This is a genomic window from Streptomyces sp. NPDC026246, assembly GCF_055567995.1.
The window spans coordinates 118,850-140,557 of record NZ_JBVHPJ010000005.1; the positions used below are offsets into that span (position 1 = coordinate 118,850).

Annotated in this window: 4 protein-coding genes; 1 reads left to right on the forward strand and 3 read right to left on the reverse strand. The window is 75.3% G+C overall.

All coding sequences use genetic code 11. The features are described from left to right. Window positions 1-135 precede the first annotated feature (135 nt). Window positions 136-801, forward strand: a complete 666-nt coding sequence (locus tag ACZ4M5_RS15180) for a hypothetical protein (RefSeq protein ID WP_467737358.1) — start codon at window positions 136-138, stop codon at window positions 799-801. Between the two features lie 65 nt (window positions 802-866). Here ACZ4M5_RS15180 and ACZ4M5_RS15185 read toward each other — a convergent pair whose 3' ends face one another. The 3 genes from ACZ4M5_RS15185 to ACZ4M5_RS15195 form a co-directional block, all read right to left on the reverse strand. Next, window positions 867-1,379, reverse strand: a complete 513-nt coding sequence (locus ACZ4M5_RS15185) for a GNAT family N-acetyltransferase (RefSeq protein WP_467736797.1) — start codon at window positions 1,377-1,379, stop codon at window positions 867-869. Window positions 1,380-1,471: 92 nt separating this feature from the next. After that, window positions 1,472-1,675, reverse strand: a complete 204-nt coding sequence (locus tag ACZ4M5_RS15190) for an MbtH family protein (RefSeq protein ID WP_467736799.1) — start codon at window positions 1,673-1,675, stop codon at window positions 1,472-1,474. A 104-nt stretch (window positions 1,676-1,779) separates the two neighbouring features. Further along, window positions 1,780-21,696 (reverse strand): non-ribosomal peptide synthase/polyketide synthase, encoded by a 19,917-nt coding sequence (locus ACZ4M5_RS15195; RefSeq protein WP_467736801.1) that lies wholly within the window; start codon window positions 21,694-21,696, stop codon window positions 1,780-1,782. Window positions 21,697-21,708 lie beyond the last annotated feature (12 nt).

Consider the following 21,708-nt stretch of genomic DNA (forward strand, 5'->3'; position numbering starts at 1 on the left):
GGTCCGGACAGGGTCACCGATCTGCAACAGATGCCGTCCGGCGGCGTCGAACGGAGTGAGGGTGGCTGAATATGAGTCCTCAAGCTGACGCGGCTACGCAGTAGTCGCCGCCACCGCATCGGGGGACACATCGTGATGACCGCAGGCCGCTCCAGACCGATCGCTTTCCGGACGCTCACGCTGGCCGCCTGCGTGGCCGGCGTCGTGACGCTCGCCGGCTGCTCTCCCGACGCGCCGACGGCGGGCGGCACGGCGACACCGGCCGTCACGTCCTCGCCGGCTCAGAGCAAGCAGGCCACCGCCGGGGCGTCGCCCTCGCAGGCGGTGCCCGCCGGGAAGGCCTCGCCGTCCGCGGGCGGCAAGTCCACTCCCCCGGCGCCTGCGGGTACACCCGCGGCGCCGTCGGCCCCCGGCTCGAAGGCTTCCTCCGGCGCCGGGGGTGAGGACGACGGCTGCGACCACAAGATGCCGATCTCGCCGGACGAGATCGCCGTGTACCGCTACACACCGGAGGGCGGGTCCCTGAGCCTGATCTTCCGGCACGGCAACTGGGGTTGCGGCACACCGGACTCGGACGGCGCACCGTTCGAGACGGTCGGCAAGGAGACCTACCTGCCCATGGACCAGGCCGCGTACGTCACCGTCACCGACCCCATCGTGGCGAGCACGGAGAACCAGCCCATCGGGGTGCAGGAGTTCCTCGACTGGCTGGAGGCGCACCCCGACAGCGGCCTGGTCTTCCGATACCACCTCGGCAAGGACGGGGCCATCGACCGGTTGGAGCAGGTCTTCACGCCCTGAGCAGGTTCCTCGGGGCGCCTCGGCCGGCGTCCGCCGGGGCGACGGGGGCGGTCGGCCGGCGCCGGTCAGTCCCGTTCCGTCGTCGGGATCACCACCATCCTGGTGACCTTCCCGTCGTCGCCGGTCACGTCGCGCACGTGCCGGAAGCCCAGGCGCCGGCACATCGCCAGACTGGCCGTGTTGTCGGCGCCGACCATGCCGTAGGCCTCCTTCAGGCCGAGGTTGTCGGCGGCGTGACGCAGCAGTCCGCGGACCACCTCGGTGCCCAGGCCCCGGCCCCAGTAGGGGGGCGCCAGGGCGGCGATCAGTTCGTGTCCGTCGACGTTGCCGGTCTTCTTCACCTCCGCGTGCCCGATGAACGTCTCCGACTCCCAGATGCCCCACACGTCGAACATCCGCTTGGGGTAGACGTCGGTGAGGATGGCGCGGAACAGCGTGCGGATGTCCGCCTCGGGCACACGGTCCTGGCCCATCCAGCGGCAGACCTCCTCGTCGCGCAGCAGCTCCACGAAGTGGTCCTCGTCCTGGGGTCGGTAGGGGCGGAAGGTGAGTCGTTCGGTGTGCAGGACCGGCGTCATGAGGGCTCCTCGAGCAGTGCGGGCCGGGCGGGCGGGCCGGGCCGGGGCGTGTCGTCGCTGGGCGCGCCCCGGCCCGGTCCCGCGCAGGTGCGTCAGGCTTCGGCGTTCTTCATGCGCTCCCGCAGGCTGCGCGGGCGCATGTCGGTCCAGACCTCGTCGACGTAGGCGGAGCACTCGGCCTCGGTGCCCTCCTTGCCGACGGGCTGCCAGCCGGAGGGCACCTCGATGTCGACGGGCCACAGCGAGTACTGGTCCTCGTCGTTGCGCAGCACCTGGTAGCGGGTGTTCTCGTCCATGTCTGTCGGTCTCGCTCTCTCGTTGCGGTACGGGTGGGTGGTGCGGTCCGGAACGGATCGGTCCCGGGGTGCCGGTGGTGGGGCGCGGCCCACGGGGCGGGGGTTCACCGGCGCTCGCGGGCGTGGCGGGCGATGTGGCGCAGCGCGCGGGCGAAGTCCTCGGCGACCCGGCGCACGGTGTCGGTGGCGTGCAGGGCGGGCCGGTGGTGCCAGGTGAAGGACAGCCGGCCGCGCTGGACGGCGCCGACGATCTCCAGCGGATGGGAGCCGCTGTCGCGCGGGTCGTGGTGGCGTCCGAACGAACCGTGTTCGGCGCGCACGAGGCCGTCCCCGGGGTTCTCCGGGCGGGCGTCCCACTGTCCGAGGTAGTTGAAGACGACTTGCCCGTGCCCGGCGCGTCCCAGGCGCTCGCGCACCTCGGGCGGGCCGAAGGTGCGCAGCGCGCCGAAGCCGAGGCCGTTGCCGGGCACGGCGCGCAGTTGGCGGCGTACGGACTTCACCAGGGCGCGCCAGTCGCGGTCGGGGCCCGGGTCGGCGGGTTCGGGGACCTGGAGGGCGACCGGGTGGACGGTGGTGAACCAGCCGACCGTGCGGGTCAGGTCGACGTCGTCGAGGACGTCCTCGCGGCCGTGTCCCTCCATGTCGAGGCGGACCTCCTCGCGGCCGGTCCAGCGGGCCAGGGCGAGGGCGAGGGCGGCGAGGAGCACGTCGTTGACGCGGGTGCGGTAGGCGGTCGGCGCGGCGCGCAGCAGAGCCTCGGTGTCCGCCTCGTCCAGTTCGACGGTGAGGGTGTCGACGGCGCCGGTGCCGGGGCCGTCCGGCGTTCCGGCCGGGACGGGCTCGGTGTCCACCGCGCGTTCCCAGTAGGGCAGTTCGTGGTCGAGGGCGCCCGAGGCGACGTGTGCGGCGAGACCGCGGGACCAGTCGCGGAAGGACGTGGTGCGTTCGCCGAGCGTGACCGTTTCGCCCTGGGCGGCCTGCCGGTAGGCGGCCTCCAGGTCGTCGCGCAGGATGCGCCAGGACACGGCGTCCACGACCAGGTGGTGGCCGACCAGGAGGAGGAAGTCGGGCCGGTCGGCGGCGCCGGTGAACAGCGCCGCCCGCAGCAGCGGACCGTGCGCGAGGTCGAATCCGGTGTGCAGGTCATCGGCGGCCTTCTCCATCGCCGCGTCGGCGTCGGTGGAGGTGAGCCCGCCGAGGTCGTGACGGATCAGGAGCCCGGCGCGGTCGGTGTCGGCCGGCGGCGGGTTGAACTGGCGCCAGCCGTCCTGGTCCGCGGTGAAGCGCATGCGCAGGGCGTCGTGGTGGTCGAGCAGGGCGTCCAGGGCCGTTTCCAGCGCGGTGACGTCCACGCCGGGGGCCAGCTCCACCAGCAGGGACTGGTTGAAGTGGGCGTGGCTGGCGCGCGGGCTGCCCAGGAACCATTCCTGGATGGGGGTGAGCGGCACCTCTCCGCTCACCGCTTCGTCACCCGCGTGCCGGGGCGCGGCGGTGACCACCCCGGCCAGTTCGGCGAGGGTCTGGTGGGTGAAGAGGTCACGGGTCGTCAGGTGCAGCCCGTCGCGCCGCAGCCGGGAGACGACCTGCATGCTGAGGATGGAGTCGCCGCCGAGGTGGAAGAAGTTGTCGTGCGCGCCGACGTCGGCCACGCCGAGGACGTCGGCCCAGATGCGGGCGATGCGGCGTTCGGTGTCGGTGCGCGGCGGCGTGTGCGGCCCACTGGCGGTGTGCGCGGGCCCGGGTTCGGGCAGCGCGCTGCGGTCGGTCTTGCCGTTCGGGGTGAGCGGCAGCCGGTCCAGCGGCACGAACGCCGAGGGGATCATGTACGCCGGGAGGAGCCCGGCGAGGTGGTCGCGCAGCTCGGGTACCGGCAGGGGGTCCGGGGTGCCGTCGGCGGGGACGACGTGGGCGACCAGGCGGGCACCGGAGCGGCCGTCCGGGTCGCTGCCGCCGGCGCGGACGGTGACCACCGCGTCGCGCACCAGCGGGCTGCCGCGCAGCGCGCTCTCGATCTCGCCGGGTTCGATGCGGAAGCCGCGCAGTTTGAGCTGGGCGTCGGCGCGCCCGGCGAAGCGCAGTCGGCCGCTCGCGTCCCAGCGGGCGCGGTCGCCCGTGCGGTACATGCGCTCGCCGGGGGCGCCGAACGGGTCGGCGAGGAAGCGGGACGCGGTCAGGCCGGGCCGGTGGAGGTAGCCGCGGGCCAGTCCGGGTCCGGACACGTAGAGGTCGCCGGTGACGCCGGGCGGGACGGGGCGCAGGGCGGCGTCGAGGACGTGGACGCGGGTGGCGCCGGCCGGGCGTCCGATGGGCGGGGCGCCCGCGCCCGGGGTGAGCGGGCCGGTCCAGGTGGCGACGACGGTGGCCTCGGTCGGGCCGTACGAGTTGATCATCCGTCGGCCGGGGGCCCACCGTTCGACCAGGTGGGCGGGGCATGCCTCGGCGCCGACGATCAGGGTGCGCAGGTGTGGCAGGGCGTCGGCGGCCCGCGGGTCGACCGTCGCGAGAGCGGCGGGCGGGATCAGGGTGTGGCTGACGCGCCGCCCGGCGAGGACCTCGGCGAGGCGCTCGCCGACGAGGGGGCCCTCGTCACCGGTGAGCAGGGTGGCGCCGCTGAGCAGGGACACGCACAGCTCCAGCACCGAGGCGTCGAAGCTGGGTGAGGCGAACTGCAGGACGCGGTCGCCGGGGCCCGCGTCGTAGCGGTCGGCGGCGGAGGCGGCGAAGGCGGCGAGGCCGCGGTGCGTCACCGTGACGCCCTTGGGGGTGCCGGTGGAGCCGGACGTGTAGATCACGTACGCCGGGTGGTCGACGGTCAGCGGGGCCGTGCGGTCGGCGTCCGTGGGCGCGGTGTCCGGGCCGTCGGCGTCCCGTACGGCGGCCGGGTCGTCCAGGACGATCCAGGCGCCGGCGTCGCGCAGCATGAACTCCCGGCGCTGCTGCGGGTAGTCGGGGTCGACGGGCAGGAAGGCGCCGCCGGCCTTGGTGACGGCGAGCTGCGCCACGACCGTCTCCGCGCTGCGGGGCAGGGCCAGGGCCACGATCCGCTCGGGTCCCACGCCCCGGGCGATGAGGTGGTGGGCCAGCCGGTTGGCGGCGCGTTCGACGTACGCGTACGTCAGCTCCCGGCCGTCGGCGTCGGCCAGGGCGACGGCGTCGGGGGTGTGGGCGGCCTGTCGCTCGAACAGCTCGGGCAGGGTGGCGGCCGGGATCGGCCGGGCGGTGGCGCGCCCCTGGTCGAGCACGGCCTTGAGCGTCTCGTCGGTGGCGAGGGGCAGGGCGCCCAGGGGCCGGTCGGGGTCGTCGGCGACGGCGGTCAGCAGGGTGCCGAGCTGGTCGGCCATGCGTTCGGCGGTGGCCGTGTCGAACAGGTCGGTGTTGTAGGTGAGGACGCCGTGCAGTTCGCCCGAGCCGGTCTCGGCGAACTCCAGGGTGAGGTCGAACGCGGCGTGCCGCAGCTCGCTGTCGACGTCGGTGACGTCGAGGCCGGGCAGGTCGAGGGCGGCTGCCGGGGCGTTCTGGAGGACGACCATGACCTGGAACAGCGGGGTGCGGCTGGTGTCGCGGACCGGCTGGACCTCGTCCACGACCTGCTCGAACTGCGCGTCCTGGTGGGCGAAGGCGTCCAGGACGGTGCCGCGGACCTCGTCGAGGAACTCGAGGAACGGGCGGTCGGGCGTGACGCGGGAGCGCAGCACGAGCGTGTTGACGAAGAACCCGACGAGGTGCTGGACCTCGGCGCGGTCGCGGCCGGAGGTGACCGTGCCGACGGTGATGTCCTCACCGCCGGTCAGCCGGGCCAGGTAGGCCTGGGCGGCGGCGACCAGCGTGGTGAACAGGGTGGCCTGCCGGTCCCGGCCCACCCGGGCGAGGCGGCGGGTCGTCTCGCGGGGCAGGGAGAGCCGTACGGAGGCGCCGTGGTGGGTGCGCACCGCGGGACGGGGCCGGTCGGTGGGCAGGTCCAGCGTCTCCAGACCGGCCAGGTGCTCCTTCCAGTACGTGAGGTGGTCGTCCGTGCCGCGCCCGCGCTGCCAGTGCGCGTAGTCGGCGTACTGCACCGGCAGCGGTGGCAACGCGCCGGTCCCGGCGCCGAGTTCGGCGCGGTAGAAGTGCGCGAGATCGCCGGTGAGCACGCCGGTGGACCAGCCGTCGGTGACGATGTGGTGCAGGGTCAGCGTCAGGACGTGCTCGCCGTCCGCGAGCCTGATCAAACCCGTGTGCAGGAGCGGGCCGCGTCGCAGGTCGAAGGTGCGGGCGCGTTCGGCGTCCAGCAGGTCCGCGAGCAGGGCGTCGCGTTCACCGCCCGTGAGCTGCGACAGGTCGTGCAGGGTCAGCGGCACGTCGCCGGCCGGGTGGACGATCTGCACGCCGTGGCCGTCGACCGCGTCGAAGGTGGTGCGCAGCGCCTCGTGCCGCTCGACCAGGGAGCGCAGCGCCGCGGTGAGGGCGGGCACGTCGAGCCGGCCGCGCAGCCTCAGGGCCAGCGCGGTGACGTACTCGCCGCTGCCGGGCGCGAACTCCTCCAGGAACCACAGCCGTTGCTGGGCGTACGACATCGGGGCGGGCGTGTCCCGGGTGACCGGGACGATCGCGGCAGGGGCGGTGCCGGCGGGCCGTTCCTCGGTGAGGAGGGCGGCGAGGGCCTCGGGGGTCGGGTGGGTGAACACCGCGCGCGGGGACAGCTCGGTGCCGAACGCCTCGGCCAGGCGGACGGCCAGCCGGATGCTGAGGATGGAGTCACCGCCCAGCTGGAAGAAGTCGTCCCGCACGCCGGGGCGCGGCACGGACAGGACGTCGGCGAAGATCTCCAGCGTGCGGCGCTCGGCGTCGGTGCGCGGCTCGACCGGCGCGTCCTGTGCGCCGCTCGCGGGTTCCGGCGCGGGCAGGGCCGCCCGGTCGACCTTGCCGTTGCGGCTGAGCGGCAGGGCGGGCAGGACGACGAACGCCGACGGCACGAGGTAGTCGGGCAGGGAGTGCCGGGCGAACTCCCGCAGGGCCGCGACGTCTTCGGTGCCGACGACGTAGGCCACCAGGCGGCGAACGCCGGGCCGGTCCTCGCGGGCCAGCACGGTCACGTCGGTGACGCCAGGGTGTCCCGCGAGGACGGCCTCGACCTCACCGGGCTCGACGCGGAAGCCGCGGATCTTCACCTGGTCGTCGGCGCGGCCGAGGAACTCGACGGTGCCGTCGGGGCGGCGGCGGACCAGGTCGCCGGTGCGGTACATGCGGCTGCCGGACGGGCCGGCCGGGTCGGCCAGGAAGCGGGCCGCGGTGTCCCCGGGGCGGCCCAGGTAGCCACGGGCGACGCCCTCGCCGGCGAGGTACAGCTCGCCCGGGCAGCCGGGCGGCACGGGCCGCAGCCGGCCGTCGAGGACGTGCACGCGCATGTCGTCGAGCGGGTGGCCGATGGGCACGGTGTCGGGGACGGTGGCCGCGTCGGTGAGCGGGAACGACGTGGCGAACGTCGTCGTCTCGGTGGGGCCGTAGCCGTCCACGACGGACAGGCCCGGGCAGGCGGCCAGGACGCGGCGTACGGCCGCGGCCGGTACGACGTCGCCGCCGGTCCACACCTGGCGCAGTCCGGTGAAGCAGTCCGGCGCGTCCTGCGCGAGCAGCCGGAACAGGCCGGCGGTCAGCCACAGCGCGCTCAGACCGGTGTCGCGGACGAGTCGGCGCAGCAGCGCGGCGTCCAGCGGCTGCGAGGGGGCCACGACGACGCAGCCGCCGGTGAGCAGCGGCGCCCACACCTCGAAGGTGGCGGCGTCGAAGGCCACCGGGGAGTGCAGCAGCACCTGGTCGCAGACCCCGCCGGTGAAGCGGCTGTCGGTGGCGAGGGCGGCCACGTCGCGGTGGCGTACGGCGACCGCCTTCGGCTCGCCGGTCGACCCGGAGGTGAACATCACGTAGGCGAGCCGGTCGGGGTCCGCGGGTGCGGCGGCGGGCGCGTCCGGCACGGGGGTGCGTGCGGCGGTGACGTCCTCGGCGGACAACTGGACTGTGGCGCCCGCGCGTTCGATCAGCGTGCGGCGTCGGTCCTCGGGGGCGCGGGCGTCCACGGGCACGTAGGCGCCGCCCGCCTTGAGCACGGCGAGCTGGGCGACGACGAGGGCGGCGCAGCGGTCCATCGACAGGGCCACCCGGTCCTCGGCACGCAGTCCGCCGGCGAGGAGCCGGGAGGCGACCGCGTCGGACCACTCGTCGAGTTGACGGTACGTCAGGCAGGTGTCGCCGTCGCGTAGCGCGGGTGCTTCCGGCGTGCGGCGGGTCCGGTCGGCGAACACGTCGACGGGGCTGCTCGGCTCGGTCCGGCGAACGGTGGTGTTCCACCGTTCCAGCAGGGCGCGGTCGTCCTCGGTCAGCGCCTCCAGGCCGGTGACGTCGGCGTCGGTCTCCAGCGCGTCGGCGAGGGCGCCCAGGACGACCGTGAGGCGGTCCGCGAGGCGTTCGGCCGTGTCCGTGTCGAACAGGCCGTCGTCGTAGGCGAGGTCGAGGCCGAGGCGGTCGCCGAGGTGGGCGCGCAGGCACAGCGGGAAGGTGGGCGCGTCCTCGGCGCGCACCTCCACGACCTGTACGCCCGTGCGGGCGGTGGCGGACTCGTCGACGGGGTAGTTCTCGAACACCACCATGCTGTCGAACAGCGCCTCTCCGGCGGGGATCTCGCTCAGCGCCTGGATGCGGGGCAGGGCGAGGTGGTCGAAGCGCCGGGTGTCGCTCTGGTGCTCCTGCACCGCGCGCAGCCAGGACGCCGCTCCCCCGCCCGCGACCCGGACCCGGGTGGGCACGGTGTTGATGAACATGCCGATCATCGACTCCACGCCGGGCAGTTCGGCCGGGCGTCCGGAGACGGTGGTGCCGAACACGACGTCGTCGCGGCCGCTGTGGCGGGCCAGGAGCAGCGCCCACGCGCCCTCGACGACGGTGTTCACCGTCAGCCCGGCCCGGGCGGCGCCCTGCCGCAGCCGCGCCGACAGGTTCTCGTCCAGTCGCCGGCTCGTGAGGGCGGCGGCGCGGGCGCGGTGCTCCTCGGCCGGCGTGCGGTCGTAGGGCAGCGGAGTGCGCGCGGGGAACCCGGCGAGGGTGTCGGTCCAGTGGGCCTCGGCGGCGGTCTCGTCCTGGTCGTGCAGCCAGCGCAGGAAGTCCGCGAAGGGGCGCCTGACCGGTGCGGGGGCCGCCCGGCCGCCGGTGAGGGCGGCGTAGCGCTCGCACACCTCGGTGAGGAGCTGTCCGGTGCTCCAGCCGTCCAAGATCAGGTGGTGGGAGGACCACAGCAGCAGGACCTCGTCGCCGGGCAGTACGGCCAGGGTGATGCGGGTGAGGGGCGCGGTGGTCAGGTCCATGCCCGCGGCACGGTCGGTGGCCAGCAGGTCCTCGGTGGCCGCCGCGCGTTCCTCGGATGTGAGGTGTCGCCAGTCCAGGTGGGTGACGGGCAGCTCCACGCGCCGGTGCACGACCTGCACGGGGTGCGGCAGGCCCTGCCAGTGGACGCTGGTGCGCAGGGCCTCGGTGCGGTCGGCGACCTGCTGCCAGGCGGCGGCGAAGCCGTGCGGGTCGCTCACCCCGGACAGGCGGACGGCCACACGGTCCGAGTAGGCGCCCGCCGTGTCGACCAGGCCGTGGAAGAGCATGCCGGCCTGGAGCGGGGTCAGCGGCAGGACGTCGGCCACGTGCCGGCCGTCGCCCACCAGGCGGTCCAGCTCACCCTGGCCGAGCCCGGCCAGCGGGAAGTCGGACGGGGTGCGGCCGCCCGCGTCCGGGGAGGCGCAGTGGGCCGCGATCTCGCGCAGCGCCGCGCACATCTCCTCGGCGAGGGTCCGGACGGTGGATTCGTCGTAGACGGCCGGCGGGTAGGTCCAGCCGAGTTCGAGCCGGCCTTCCTGCACCACGCCCGTGATGTCCAGCAGGTAGGGCCGGGGGGCGTCGGGGTCGGTGTCGGAGCCGGCCGGGGGCAGGGCGGCGGCGTACAGGCCGTTGCCGCCCGCGTCGGCGTCCCACTGGCCGTGGTAGTTGAAGCCGATCCGGGGTGCCGGAGCGTCGGCCAGCGGGCTGTCGGGCAGCAGGTGGCGCAGCGCGCCGTGGCTCAGGCCGTGCAGAGGCACCGCGCGCAGCTGCTCCTTGACCGAGCGGAGGGCGTCGTGCCAGCCGGCGTCGGGGGCGACGGTCAGCGCGAGCGGGAATTCGGCGGTGAACCAGCCGACCGTCCGGGACAGGTCCAGGTCGTCGAAGAGGTCCTCGCGGCCGTGGCCCTCGACGCCGACCAGCACGCTGTCGCGTCCGCACCAGCGGGCCAGGGTGCGGCCGAGGGCGCTGAGCAGGACGTCGTTGACCTGGGTGCGGTAGACCTCCGGGACCTGCCGCAGCAGGGCCTCGGTGGTCTCCGGTTCGAGTTCCACGGTGATCGTGGCGGCGGTGCCGTGGGTGTTGGGGCCTGAGCGGCCCGCGGGCAGGTCGGCGGGGGCCTCTATGGTGCGCCGCCAGTGGTCGAGGTCGCCGTCCAGGGCGCCGGAGCGGGTGTGGGCCTCCAGCCGGGCCGCCCAGTGGCCGTAGGCGGTGGTGGCCTGGGGCAGCTCGACGGGGTGTCCGGCGGCCGTCTGCCGGTGGGCGGTCTCCAGGTCGGCCAGCAGGATGCGCCAGGAGACGCCGTCGACGGCCAAGTGGTGCACGGTGAAGAGGAGTTGGGCGGGGGCGTGCGGGCCCCGGTCGAGGAGGAGAACGCGCGCCACCCGGCCCTCGGCGGGGTCGAGGGCGGCGCGGGCCTCGTCCGCGAGGCGGGCCGCCTCGGCCTCCAGGGCGGTGCCGTCGAGGCCGGTCATGTCGTGCAGGGTGACGGTGGTGTCCGGGACGCCGGGCAGGACCTCCTGGCGCCAGCCGTCCTCGGTGTGGCGGAAGCGGGTGCGCAGGGCGGGGTGATGCCGTACGAGGGCGTCGGCGGCGGTGCGCAGGGCGGACAGGTCGGTGCCGGGGGCGAGTTCGAGGCGCTGCGACATGGTGAAGCGCAGCGGGTCGCCGGGGCTGCGGCCGTCGAGGTACCAGCGCTGGATGGGGGTGAGCGGCGCCTCGGCGGGGGCGGTCGAGTCGGTGGCGACCGGCGTCGACTCGGTGACGCGCAGGGCGAGTTCGGCGACCGTCTGGTGGCGGAAGACGTCCTTGGTGGTCAGCGCGAGACCGGCCTGGCGGGCGCGGGAGACGATCTGGATGCTGAGGATCGAGTCGCCGCCGAGCGCGAAGAAGTTGTCGCGCGCGCCGACCCGTTCGACGCGCAGGACGTCCGCCCAGATCGTCGCGAGGGCCTGTTCGGTGCCGGGACGGGGTGCGACGTAGGTTTCCAGGGTGTCGGGTTGGGCGGGCGGAGCAGGCAGGGCGCGGCGGTCGGTCTTGCCGCTGGTGGTGCGCGGTATCCGGGTCAGCGGCACGAACGCCGCGGGCACCATGTGGTCCGGCAGGGTGCGGCGCAGCGCTAGGCGCAGTGCGTCGGCGGCCGGGGTCGTGTCTCCGGCGGGCACGAGGTAGGCCACGAGCATCAGCCGGCCGGCGTGGTCGCGTGCCGTGACGACGGCGTCGGTGACGTCCGGGTGGGCGAGCAACGCGGCCTCGATCTCGCCGGGTTCGACGCGGAAGCCGCGGATCTTGATCTGTTCGTCGGCGCGGCCCAGGAACTCCAGCACGCCCTGTTCGTCGCGGCGGGCGCGGTCGCCGGTGCGGTACATCCGCTCCCCCGGCGCGCCGAACGGGTCGGCGAGGAACCGCGCGGCGGTCAGGCCGGGGCGGTTCAGGTAGCCGCGGGCGACCTGGGCGCCGGCGAGGTACAGCTCGCCGGGCGTGCCGGGCGGCACCGGGCGCAGGGCGCCGTCGAGGACGTAGGCGCGCAGGTTGGCGCCGGGCCGTCCGATGACCGGCCGGTCGGGGCGGTCGGTGACGCGGCCGTAGGTGGCGTCGACGGTGCACTCGGTGGGGCCGTACATGTTGTAGACGGTGACGCCGAGTGCGGAGGCGGCGCACAGCTCGCGCCAGGTGTCGGGGCCGGTCGCCTCGCCACCGACGAGCAGGACGCGGGGGTGGTGACGGCCGGGTGCGAGGAGTCCCGCGGCGAGGAGTTCGCGCAGGAACGACGGCGTGACGTTGACCAGGTCCAGATTCCGTTCGGCGATCTGCGCGCAGAACGCCTCGGGGTCCAGGCGCACGTCCTCGTCGACGAGGTGCACCTCCTGGCCGAGGGCGAGCAGCAGCGGGCCCTCCCAGGACGTGTCGAAGGAGAACGAGGCGCTGAGCACGGCGCGCAGCCGCCGCCCGTCCGCGGTGTGCGGGGCGACGAGCCCGTCGCGGTGGTCGTGGCAGAGGTTGACCAGGTGGCGGTGTTCGACGACGACGCCCTTGGGCCGGCCGGTGGAGCCGGAGGTGTAGATGATGTAGACGGCGTGGTCCGGACGCAGCGGCGTCGGGCGGTCGCGGTCGGTGGGGTCGTGGGCGGGCAGCCGGTCCCACGGGGTGGCGCGCAGCGTGTCGGCGGTGAGAACGGTGTGCGGGGCGGCGTCCTCCAGGAGCCCGGCCGCGCGTTCGGCGGGCAGGTCGGGGTCGAGGTGGAGCAGGGTGGCGCCGGACTTGGCGACGGCGAGGACCGCGACCACCAGCTCGGAGGTGCGCGGCAGCCGGACGGCGACCACCCGCTCGGGTCCGGCGCCCAGGGCCAGCAGGTGGTGGGCGAGCCGGTTCGCCCGGTCGTTGAGGGCGGCGAAGTCGAGGGTGGCGTCGCGGGCGACCAGCGCGGTGGCGTGCGGGGTACGGGCGGCCTGCGCCTCGAACAGGGCGGGGAAGGTGGTGTCCGGGACGGCGAGGAGGTCTCCCTGCCCGTCCTGCAGCACCCGTTGCCGTTCGTCGGCGGTCATCAGCTCCAGCGCCCGTACGTCGCGGTCCGGTTCCCGTACGGCCGCCTCCAGCAGCAGGCGCAGGCGGGCGGCGAGGCCGCGGACCGTGTCCTCGTCGAACAGGGCGGTGTCGTACTCCAGGTGGCCGGTGACGCCGTCGTCGCCCTCGACGAAGTCGAAGGCCAGGTCGAAGGTGGCGTGCCGGACCGGCGGCAGCAGCGGCTCGGCGTCCAGGCCGGGCAGCGCGGGTGCCTCGGCGCCCAGGTTGTGCAGGGCGACCATGACCTGGAACAGGGGGGTGCGGCTGGTGTCGCGTTCGGGCTGGAGGACGTCCACCAGCCGCTCGAACGGCACGTCCTGGTGGGCGAAGGCGTCCAGGACCGTGCCGCGCACCTGCTCCAGCAGCGCACGGAACGAGGTGCCGGGCCGGACCTGGTTGCGCAGCACCAGCGTGTTGACGAACATGCCGACGACATCGTGCAGTTCGGGGCGCTCGCGGCCGGCGGTGACGGTGCCGAGGGCGAAGTCGTCCTGGTCGGCCCAGCGGGACAGCAGGACCGTGCAGCCGGCGAGCAGGGTCATGTAGAGGGTGGAGTCGGCCTCACGCCCCCGCTCGCGCAGCCGCTCGGTCAGCTCGGCGGGCAGCGTGAAGGTGACGAGCGCGCCGTCACGGGTGCGGACGGCGGGACGCGGCCGGTCGGTCGGCAGCTCCAGCGGCGGTACGCCGGCCAGCCGCTCGCGCCAGTGGGCGAGTTGCCGTTCGACCTGGTCGGTGCGGGAGCGCTGCCAGGCGGCGTGGTCGGCGTACCGAACGGGCAGCTCGGGGAGTTCGGGCCGGCGGTCCTCGTGGGCGGCCGCGTACAGCTCGCCGAGGTCCCGGCCGAGGACGCCGAGCGACCACCCGTCGGTGACGATGTGGTGGACGGCGAGGGCCAGCACGTGTTCGTCGTCCGCGGTGCGGGCGAGGCGGGCGCGCAGCAGCGGCCCGGTCGCCAGGTCGAAGGGCGTGGCGGCCTCGCGCTCGAGCAGCTCCTCCAGCGCGGCCCGCGGATCGGGGGCGGCGGTGAGGTCGTCCACGGTCAGGGCGGCCGGGTGCGGCGGGTGCACCACCTGCCGGGGCTGTCCGTCGTGTTCGGCGAAGGTGGTGCGCAGGGACTCGTGGCGGGCGACGAGGCCGTCCAGGGCGGTGCGCAGGGCTCGTTCGTCGAGTGAGCCGCGCAGGCGCAGCACGGACAGCGTCGTGTACTCGGTGCTGCCGGGCTCGAACCGGTCGAGGAACCACAGGCGTTGCTGGGCGTACGACAACGGCGCCGGGGTCTGCGGGGCGGTCGCGGGGATCGCGTCGGCGGGCGCTGCGGAGGTGTCGCCCACCGGGTCGCCCAGCTCGGCGGCGAGCGCGGCCAGCGTGCTGTGGGTGAACAGCAGGCGCGGGGACACGTCGGGGCCGAACGCGGCGCGCAGCCGGGCGGTGACGCGGACGGCGAGGATGGAGTCGCCGCCGAGCGCGAAGAAGTCGTCCCCGGCGTGCACCTCCTGGACCCCGAGGACGTCCGACCAGGCGGCGGCGACGGCCCGCTCGGCGGGGGTGCGCGGTGCGGTCCGGTCGGTGTCGGCGGCGTAGCCGTCCGCCGTCGGGGCGGGCAGCGCGCGCCGGTCGAGCTTGCCGTTGACGGTGAGCGGGAGGGCGTCCATCGGGACGTAGGCGGCGGGCACCATGTGGGCGGGCAGCAGCCGTTCCAGGTGGGCGCGCAGCTCGGCCGCCGGGGGTGTCGCGCCGCCGGTGCCGACGACGTGCGCCACGAGGCGGCGGGTGCCGGAGGCGTCCTCGAACACGCCGACGGCGGTGTCGGTGACCCCGGGGTGGGTGTGCAGGGCGGCCTCGATCTCGCCGGGCTCGATGCGGTAGCCGCGGATCTTCACCTGGGCGTCGGCGCGGCCCAGGTACTCCAGGGTGCCGTCGGGCCGCCACTTCGCCCGGTCGCCGGTGCGGTACATGCGGCTGCCGGCCGGGCCGAACGGGTCGGCGAGGAACCGGGTCGCGGTCAGGCCGGGGCGGCCCAGGTAGCCGCGGGCCAGGCCCTCCCCCGCCACGTACAGCTCACCGGTCGCGCCCGGCGGCAGAGGTGCCAGGTCCGCGTCGAGGACGTACACCCTGAGGTCGGGTATCGCGACGCCGATGGGGCTGGCGGGGCCGTGCGCGGCGGTGGCGGGGTCGAGGGGGGCGTGGGTGACGTGCACGGTGGTCTCGGTGATGCCGTACATGTTGACCAGGCGCGGGGTGTCGGCCGGGTGGCGGGCCCACCAGTCGGTGAGCCGGCCGACGTCGAGGGCCTCACCGCCGAAGATCACCGTGCGCAGGGCGAGGCGGGCACCCGTGTCGGGGTGTTCGGCGTCGGCGCGCACCAGCGGGTAGAACGCGGACGGCGTCTGGTTGAGGACGGTGACCCCTTCGTCGGCCAGCAGCCGCAGGAAGTCCTCCGGGGAACGGGCGGTCTCGTCGGGCACGACGACGAGCCGTCCGCCGTGCAGCAGCGGTCCCCACAACTCCCACACGGAGAAGTCGAACGCGTAGGAGTGGAACAGCGTCCACACGTCGTCCGGGCCGAACGCGAACCACGGGCGGGTGCGGGTGAACAGCCGCACCACGTTGGCGTGCGGGATCACCACGCCCTTGGGGCGGCCGGTGGAGCCGGAGGTGTAGATGGCGTAGGCGGGGCTCTCCGGCAGAGGGCGGCGGGCCGGTTCGGGGCCGGTCGCGGGGCGCCGGGCCAGGTCGGCTTCCTCGTCCGGGGCGTCGAGGAGGACGACGGGCACACCGGTGCCGTCGACGCGGGCCGCGGTGCCGGTGGTGGTCACCAGGGCGACGGGGGTGGCGTCGGTGAGGAGGTGGGCGATGCGTTCGGCGGGCGAGTTCGGGTCGATCGGCAGGTAGGCGGCGCCGGTCTTCAGCACGGCGAGGACCGCGACGACCTGGTCGGTGGAGCGGGGCAGGGCGAGGGCGACGAACCGTTCGGGCCCGGCGCCGAGTTCGGCGAGCCGGTGGGCGAGGCGGCCGGCGCGGGCGTCGAGGGCCGCGTAGTCCAGGTGCTCCGTCCCGCAGGTGACGGCGACGGCGCCGGGGGTGCGGGCGGCCTGCGCCTCGAACAGGTCCACCAGTGTCTCGGCGGGACGGCCGGACGCGGTGCCGTTCCAGTCGGTGAGGATCCGGTGCCGTTCCTCGGCCGTCGTCCAGACCAGGGTGCGCAGCGGCCGGTCGGTGCCGTCGGCGAGCCCGGTCAGGAGCAGGCAGAGCCGGCCGGCGAGGGCGCGGACGGTCGCCGCGTCGAACAGGTCCGGGTCGTAGGCGAGGTCGAAGCCGAGGCGTTCGCCGTGGTAGGCGCGCAGCACGAGCGGGTAGTTGGTGGCGTCGCGGGAGGTCACCTCGGCCAGGCGGATCCCGGCCGTGCGGGCCTCGTCGAAGGGGTAGTTCTCGAAGGCGACCATGCTGTGGAAGAGCGGGCTGCCGGACGGCACGTCGCTCAGCTGGGTGAGCTCGGCGAGCGAGGCGGCGGCGAAGCGTCTCGACTCGGCCTGGGCGTCCTGGAGTTCACGCAGCCAGTCCCCGGCGGGGAGGGCGGGGTCGACGCGGACGCGGGTGGGAACGGTGTTGATGAACATGCCGACCATCGACTCGACGCCGGGCAGGTCGTCGGGGCGTCCGGACACGGTGGTGCCGAACAGCACGTCGTCCTGGGCGGCGTAGCGGGACAGCAGCAGCGCCCAGGCGCCCTGGACGACGGTGTTGAGGGTGAGTCCGGCCTCGCGGGCGGTGCGTGCGAGGCGGGCCGACGCCTCCGCGTCCAGGCCGGTCGTGTGCAGGGCGGCGGAGCGGGCCTGGTGGGCCTCGCGCAGGGGGCGGTCCGCGGGCAGCGGGGTGGGTTCGGCGAACCCGGCGAGGACGTTCTGCCAGTGGGCTCGGGCCGCGTCGGGGTCCTGGTCGGCGAGCCAGCGCACGTAGTCGCCGAAGGGGCGCCGCAGCGGCGGCCGGGCCTCGGTGCCCGCGGTGAGCGCGGCGTACTCCTCGCACACCTCGCTCAGCACCTGGGCGAGGCTCCAGCCGTCCAGGACGATGTGGTGGGACGTCCACAGCAGGTGCAGCCGGGCGTCGGGCAGCCGGACCAGGGTCAGGCGCATCAGCGGCGCCGCGGCGAGGTCGATGCCCCGGGCCAGGTCGTCGGCGCGCAGCCGGCCCAGGCGCTCGGCGCGTTCCTCCTCGTCCAGGTCGCGCCAGTCGAGGTGGGTGACCGGCATCCGGACGTCGCGGCGCACGACCTGGAGGGGTACGGGCACGTCCTCCCAGACGACGCAGGTGCGCAGGGCGGGGGTGCGGTCGGTGACGCGCTGCCAGGCGACGGCGAAGGCGTGCGGGTCGGCGACGCCGTCGAGCAGCAGGGCGGCCTGGTCGACGTAGACGTCGTCGGGGCCGCCGACCAGCCGGTGGAAGAGCATGCCCTCCTGGAGGGGGGTGAGCGGCAGGACGTCCTCCACGTCGCGGCCGTCGCCGACGAGGCGGTCCAGGCGGTCCTGGTCGAGGCGGGCCAGCGGGAAGTCGGACGGGGTGCGGCCGCCCGCGCCGGGCCGGGCGCAGTGTTCGGTGATCGCGGCGAGCGCGCCGGTCATGCCGTCGGCGAGGGCGCGGACGGTGGCCTCGTCGTGCACCCGGTCGCTGTAGTGCCAGGTGAGGTGGAGTTCGCCGTCGGTGACCACGGCGGAGACGTCCAGCAGGTGGTCCAGGGGTGTGTCCGGGGCGATGTCGCGGCCGGGTGTCTCGCCCGCCGGGGCGAAGTCGCCGCCGTCGGGGGCCTCCCACTGGCCGTGGTAGTTGAAACTGATCTGCGGCAGCGGCACGTCCTTCAGGGCGCTCGCGGCCGGGTCGGGCGAGCCGAGGCGGGCCAGGGCCTCGTACGTCAGGCCGTGCCGGGGCACGGACCGCAGCCGCTCCTTCACCGCCTTGAGGGTGGCACCCCAGTCGGGTGCCCCGGACGGACCGGCGGGCGCGAGGGTGACGGGGTACTGGGCGGTGAACCAGCCCACGGTGCGCGACAGGTCGAGCGTCTCGTCCTCGCGGCCGTGGCCTTCGAGCAGGACGGTCACCCGCTCGGCGCCCGTCCAGTCGGCGAGGACCCGGCTGAGCGCGCCGAGCAGCACGTCGTTGACCTGGGTGCGGTAGACGGCGGGCACCCGGCGCAGCAGCGCCTCGGTGGTGGCGCGGTCCACGCGGGTGCCGAGGGTGCGGACCGAGCCGGCCGGCGGGGTGCCGGGGCGGTCCACGGGCAGCGGGGTGCGGGGCTCGGCGGCCTCGGCCGTCCAGTGCGGCAGGTCGGCGTCGAGGTCGCCGTCGCGGACCCGGCGCGCCAGGTGCGCGGCCCAGTCGGTGAACGACGTGGCGACGGGCTCCAGCCGGACGGCCTCTCCCCCGGCGGCCTGCCGGTAGGCCTCGGCGAGGTCGGCGAGCAGAATGCGCCAGGAGACGCTGTCCACTGCCAAGTGGTGAGCGGTGACGAAGAGTTGCGGCCGCTCACCGGACCGGGCGAACAGGGCGGCGCGCAGCAGGGCGCCGGTGGCGGGGTCGAGGGCGGCGCGGGCGGCCTCGGCGGCGCGTTCGCGCTCCCCCGCCGGGTCGGCGGTGCCGGTGAGGTCGTGGCGGGTGAGCAGCCCGGTGGCCGGGCCCTCGCCGGGGTGCTGCCGCCAGGTGTTCCCCGAGCGGGCGAACCGGGTGCGCAGCGCCGGGTGGTGGGCGGCCAGCGCCTCCAGGGCGCGCTCCAGGGCCGGCTCGTCGAGGTCGTGCGGCAGGTCAAGCAGCATCGACATGGCGAAGTGCCGCAGCGGCCCGTGGGTGGCGAGGAACCACTCCTGCACGGGCGACAGCGGCGCCGGGCCCTCCGCCGCGGGGCGCCGGGGCGCGGGCACCTGCGCGGTGCGCACGGACGCGGCGGCGGCGAGGTCGGCGACGGTCTGGTGGCGGAAGACGTCCCGCGAGGTCAGGTGCAGCCCGGCCGCGCGGGCGCGGGAGACGGCCTGGATGCTGAGGATGGAGTCGCCGCCCAGCTCGAAGAAGTTGTCCGTGACGCCGACCCGGCGCGCGCCCAGCACCTCGGCCCAGATACGCGCGAGGGTCTCCTCCTCGGTGGTACGCGGGGCGACGAACTCCCGCTCCTGCTCGACGCCTTCGAAGTCGGGCGCGGGCAGGGCACGCCGGTCGACCTTGCCGCTGACGGTCATCGGCAGGGCGTCGAGCACGGTGAAGGAGGACGGCACCATGTGGTCGGGCAGCACCTGCCGTACGGCGGCCCGCACCTCGCTCGCGGTGGGCCGGGCACCCGGGTCGGCAGGGACGAGGTGGGCGGCGAGCCGGACGTGGCCGTGCGGGTCGGTGACGGCGACGACCGCGGCGGCGGCGATCCCGGGCAGGTCGGTCAGGGCCGCCTCGACCTCGCCGGGCTCGATGCGGTGGCCGCGCACCTTGACCTGGTCGTCGGCGCGCCCCAGGTAGTCCAGGCGTCCGTCGGCGCTCCAGCGGGCCAGGTCTCCAGTGCGGTACATGCGGGTGCCGGGCGGGCCGAAGGGGTCGGGCAGGAACCGGGCGGCCGTCAGCCCCGGCCGCCCGCTGTAGCCGCGGGCCAGCTGGACACCGGCCAGGTACAGTTCGCCGCCGACACCGGGCGGGACGGGCCGCAACCGGTCGTCGAGGACGTAGGCGCGCACGTTGGGCAGCGGCCGGCCCACGGTGGGCCGGCCGTCGCCGGTTATGCGGCAGGCCAGCGCGTCGACGGTGCATTCGGTGGGCCCGTAGAAGTTGTACGCGGCGACGTCCCGCCGCGCCGCCAGCTCCCGCCACAGGGCGGGTCCGACGGCCTCGCCGCCGAGCATGAGGACGCGCGGGCGGTGGCGCGGGTCGGTGAGCAGCCCGGCGGGCAGCAGCTGGCGCAGATAGGTGGGGGTGAGGTCGAGGAAGTCGATGCGGTGCTCGACGACGTACCCGACCAGGGCGGCGGCGTCCAGCCGGGTCGTCTCGTCGACCAGGTGCAGCGGGTGGCCGTCGGCCATCAGCAGCACGCCCTCCAGGGAGGTGTCGAAGGAGAACGACGCCGTGAGGGCCACCCGCAGCGGGCCGCCGCCCGCCTCGGCCACGAAGCCCTCGCGGTGGCCCGCGAGAAGGTTCGCCGCGGACCGGTGTGTCACGGCCACACCCTTGGGGCGGCCGGTGGAGCCGGAGGTGTAGATGACGTAGGCGGTGGTGTCGGGGTGCGGGGGCGCCAACGGAGCGCCGGTGGCGCCGTCTTGAGCGTCGTACGCCTCCCGCAGCGCGGCCTCGTCGAGGACGAGCGCGGGGCGCGCGTCGTCCAGCAGGAACCGCACCCGGTCCTCGGGCAGTGCCGGGTCCAGCGGCAGATAACCTGCGCCGGCCTTCCAGACGGCGAGGATCGCCACGATCATGTCGGCGGTGCGCGGGAGTCGGAGGGCGACCAGACGCTCGGGGCCTGCTCCCCGCGATACGAGCTGACGGGCCAGGCGATCGGCACGCGCGTCGAGCGTCGCGTGGTCGAGGCGTACGTCACCGGCGACCAGGGCGGTGGCGTGCGGGCTGCGGGCCGCCTGCCGGGCGAACAGCTCGGGCAGGGTCTCCGCGGGGACCGGGCGGGCGGTGGCGTTCCAGTCCCGGGTCACCTGCCGCTCCTGCTCGGGCGAGAGCAGGGGCAGGGCGCCGAGCGGCCGGTCTGGGTCGGCGGCCGCGCCGTCGAGGGTGCGCAGCAACTGGTCCGCCATGCGCTCGGCCGTGGCGGCGTCGAAGAGGTCGGTGCGGTACTCCAGCAGGCCGGTCAGCCCGTCGCCGTCGGGCACGAACTCCACGCTCAGGTCGAAGGTGGCGGCGCGCCGGGGCACGGCGACCGGGGAGGCGGCCAGGCCGTGCGGGTCGGGTGCGGTGGGGGGCGCCGGGTGCAGCAGGACCATCACGTCGAACAGGGGGTTGCGGCCGGCCTCGCGGGTCGCGCCGACGGCCTCGACCAGCCGCTCGAACGGCGTGTCGCCGTGCGCGAAGGCGTCGTTGACGGTGTCCGCGGCTGCGGTGAGCAGCTCCCGGAAGGTGCCGCCGGTCTCGACGCGGGTGCGCAGCGCGACGGTGTTGACGAAGAACCCGACGGCCCGCTCCAGGTCGGTGCGGCCGCGCCCCGGGGTGAGCGAGCCGACGGTGATGTCGTCCTGCCCGGACCAGCGGGCCAGCAGGCTCTGGCAGGCGGCGACGAGGGCGGTGAACAGGGTGGTGTGCCGGTCGGCCGCGAGCTGCTTCAGCCGGGCGGTGGTGGCGGCGGGGACGGTGAAGGTGTGCACCGCGCCCGCGCCGGACTCCTCGCCGCGGCGGGGCCGGTCCAGCGGCAGTTCGGGGGCGACCGCCCCGGACAGATGCTCCTTCCAGTACGCCAGGTGGCGTTCCAGCCGGGCGCCGGACAGCTGCTCGCGCTGCCAGACGGCGAAGTCCGGGTACTGCGTGGCCACCGGCGCCAGGGCCGGGCCCGTGCCCTGGGCGAGGGCGTCGTAGGCGGTGCACAGCTCGTCCAGCAGGACGCCCATGGACCAGCCGTCGGTGACGATGTGGTGGGCGGTCAGCAGCAGCACGTGCGTGTCGGGGGCCTCCCGCAGGAGCAGGGCGCGCAGCAGGGGCCCGGCCTCCAGGTCGAAGGGCCGCTCGTAGGCGGCGAGCAGGGCCGCCTCCAGGTCGGCGCCGGCCCCGTCGGCGAGGTCGTGCACGGGCAGCGGCAGCGGCCCGGCGGGGTGCACGCGCTGCGCGGGGGTGCCGTCGTGCTCCTCGAACGTGGTGCGCAGCGCCTCGTGCCGCGCCACCACGTGCTCCAGCGCGGCCGCCAGGGCGGTGTGGTCGAGGGCGCCGGTCAGGCGCAGCGCCACGGCGCTGTTGTAGCGCGGGTCGCCGGGGCGCAGCCGGTCCAGGAACCACAGGCGCTGCTGGGCGAAGGACAGCGGCAGCGGGCGGGTGCGGTCGGCACGCGGGATGGCCTGCCGGGCGGTGCCGGGGGCGCCCGCGGCGGCCCGTCCGGCCAGCCGGCGGCGGAGTGCTTCCTGGAGGTCCTGCGGGAGGGCCTCGGCACGGTTTCGCTTCGAAGACGTCATGGTCGTCCGGTC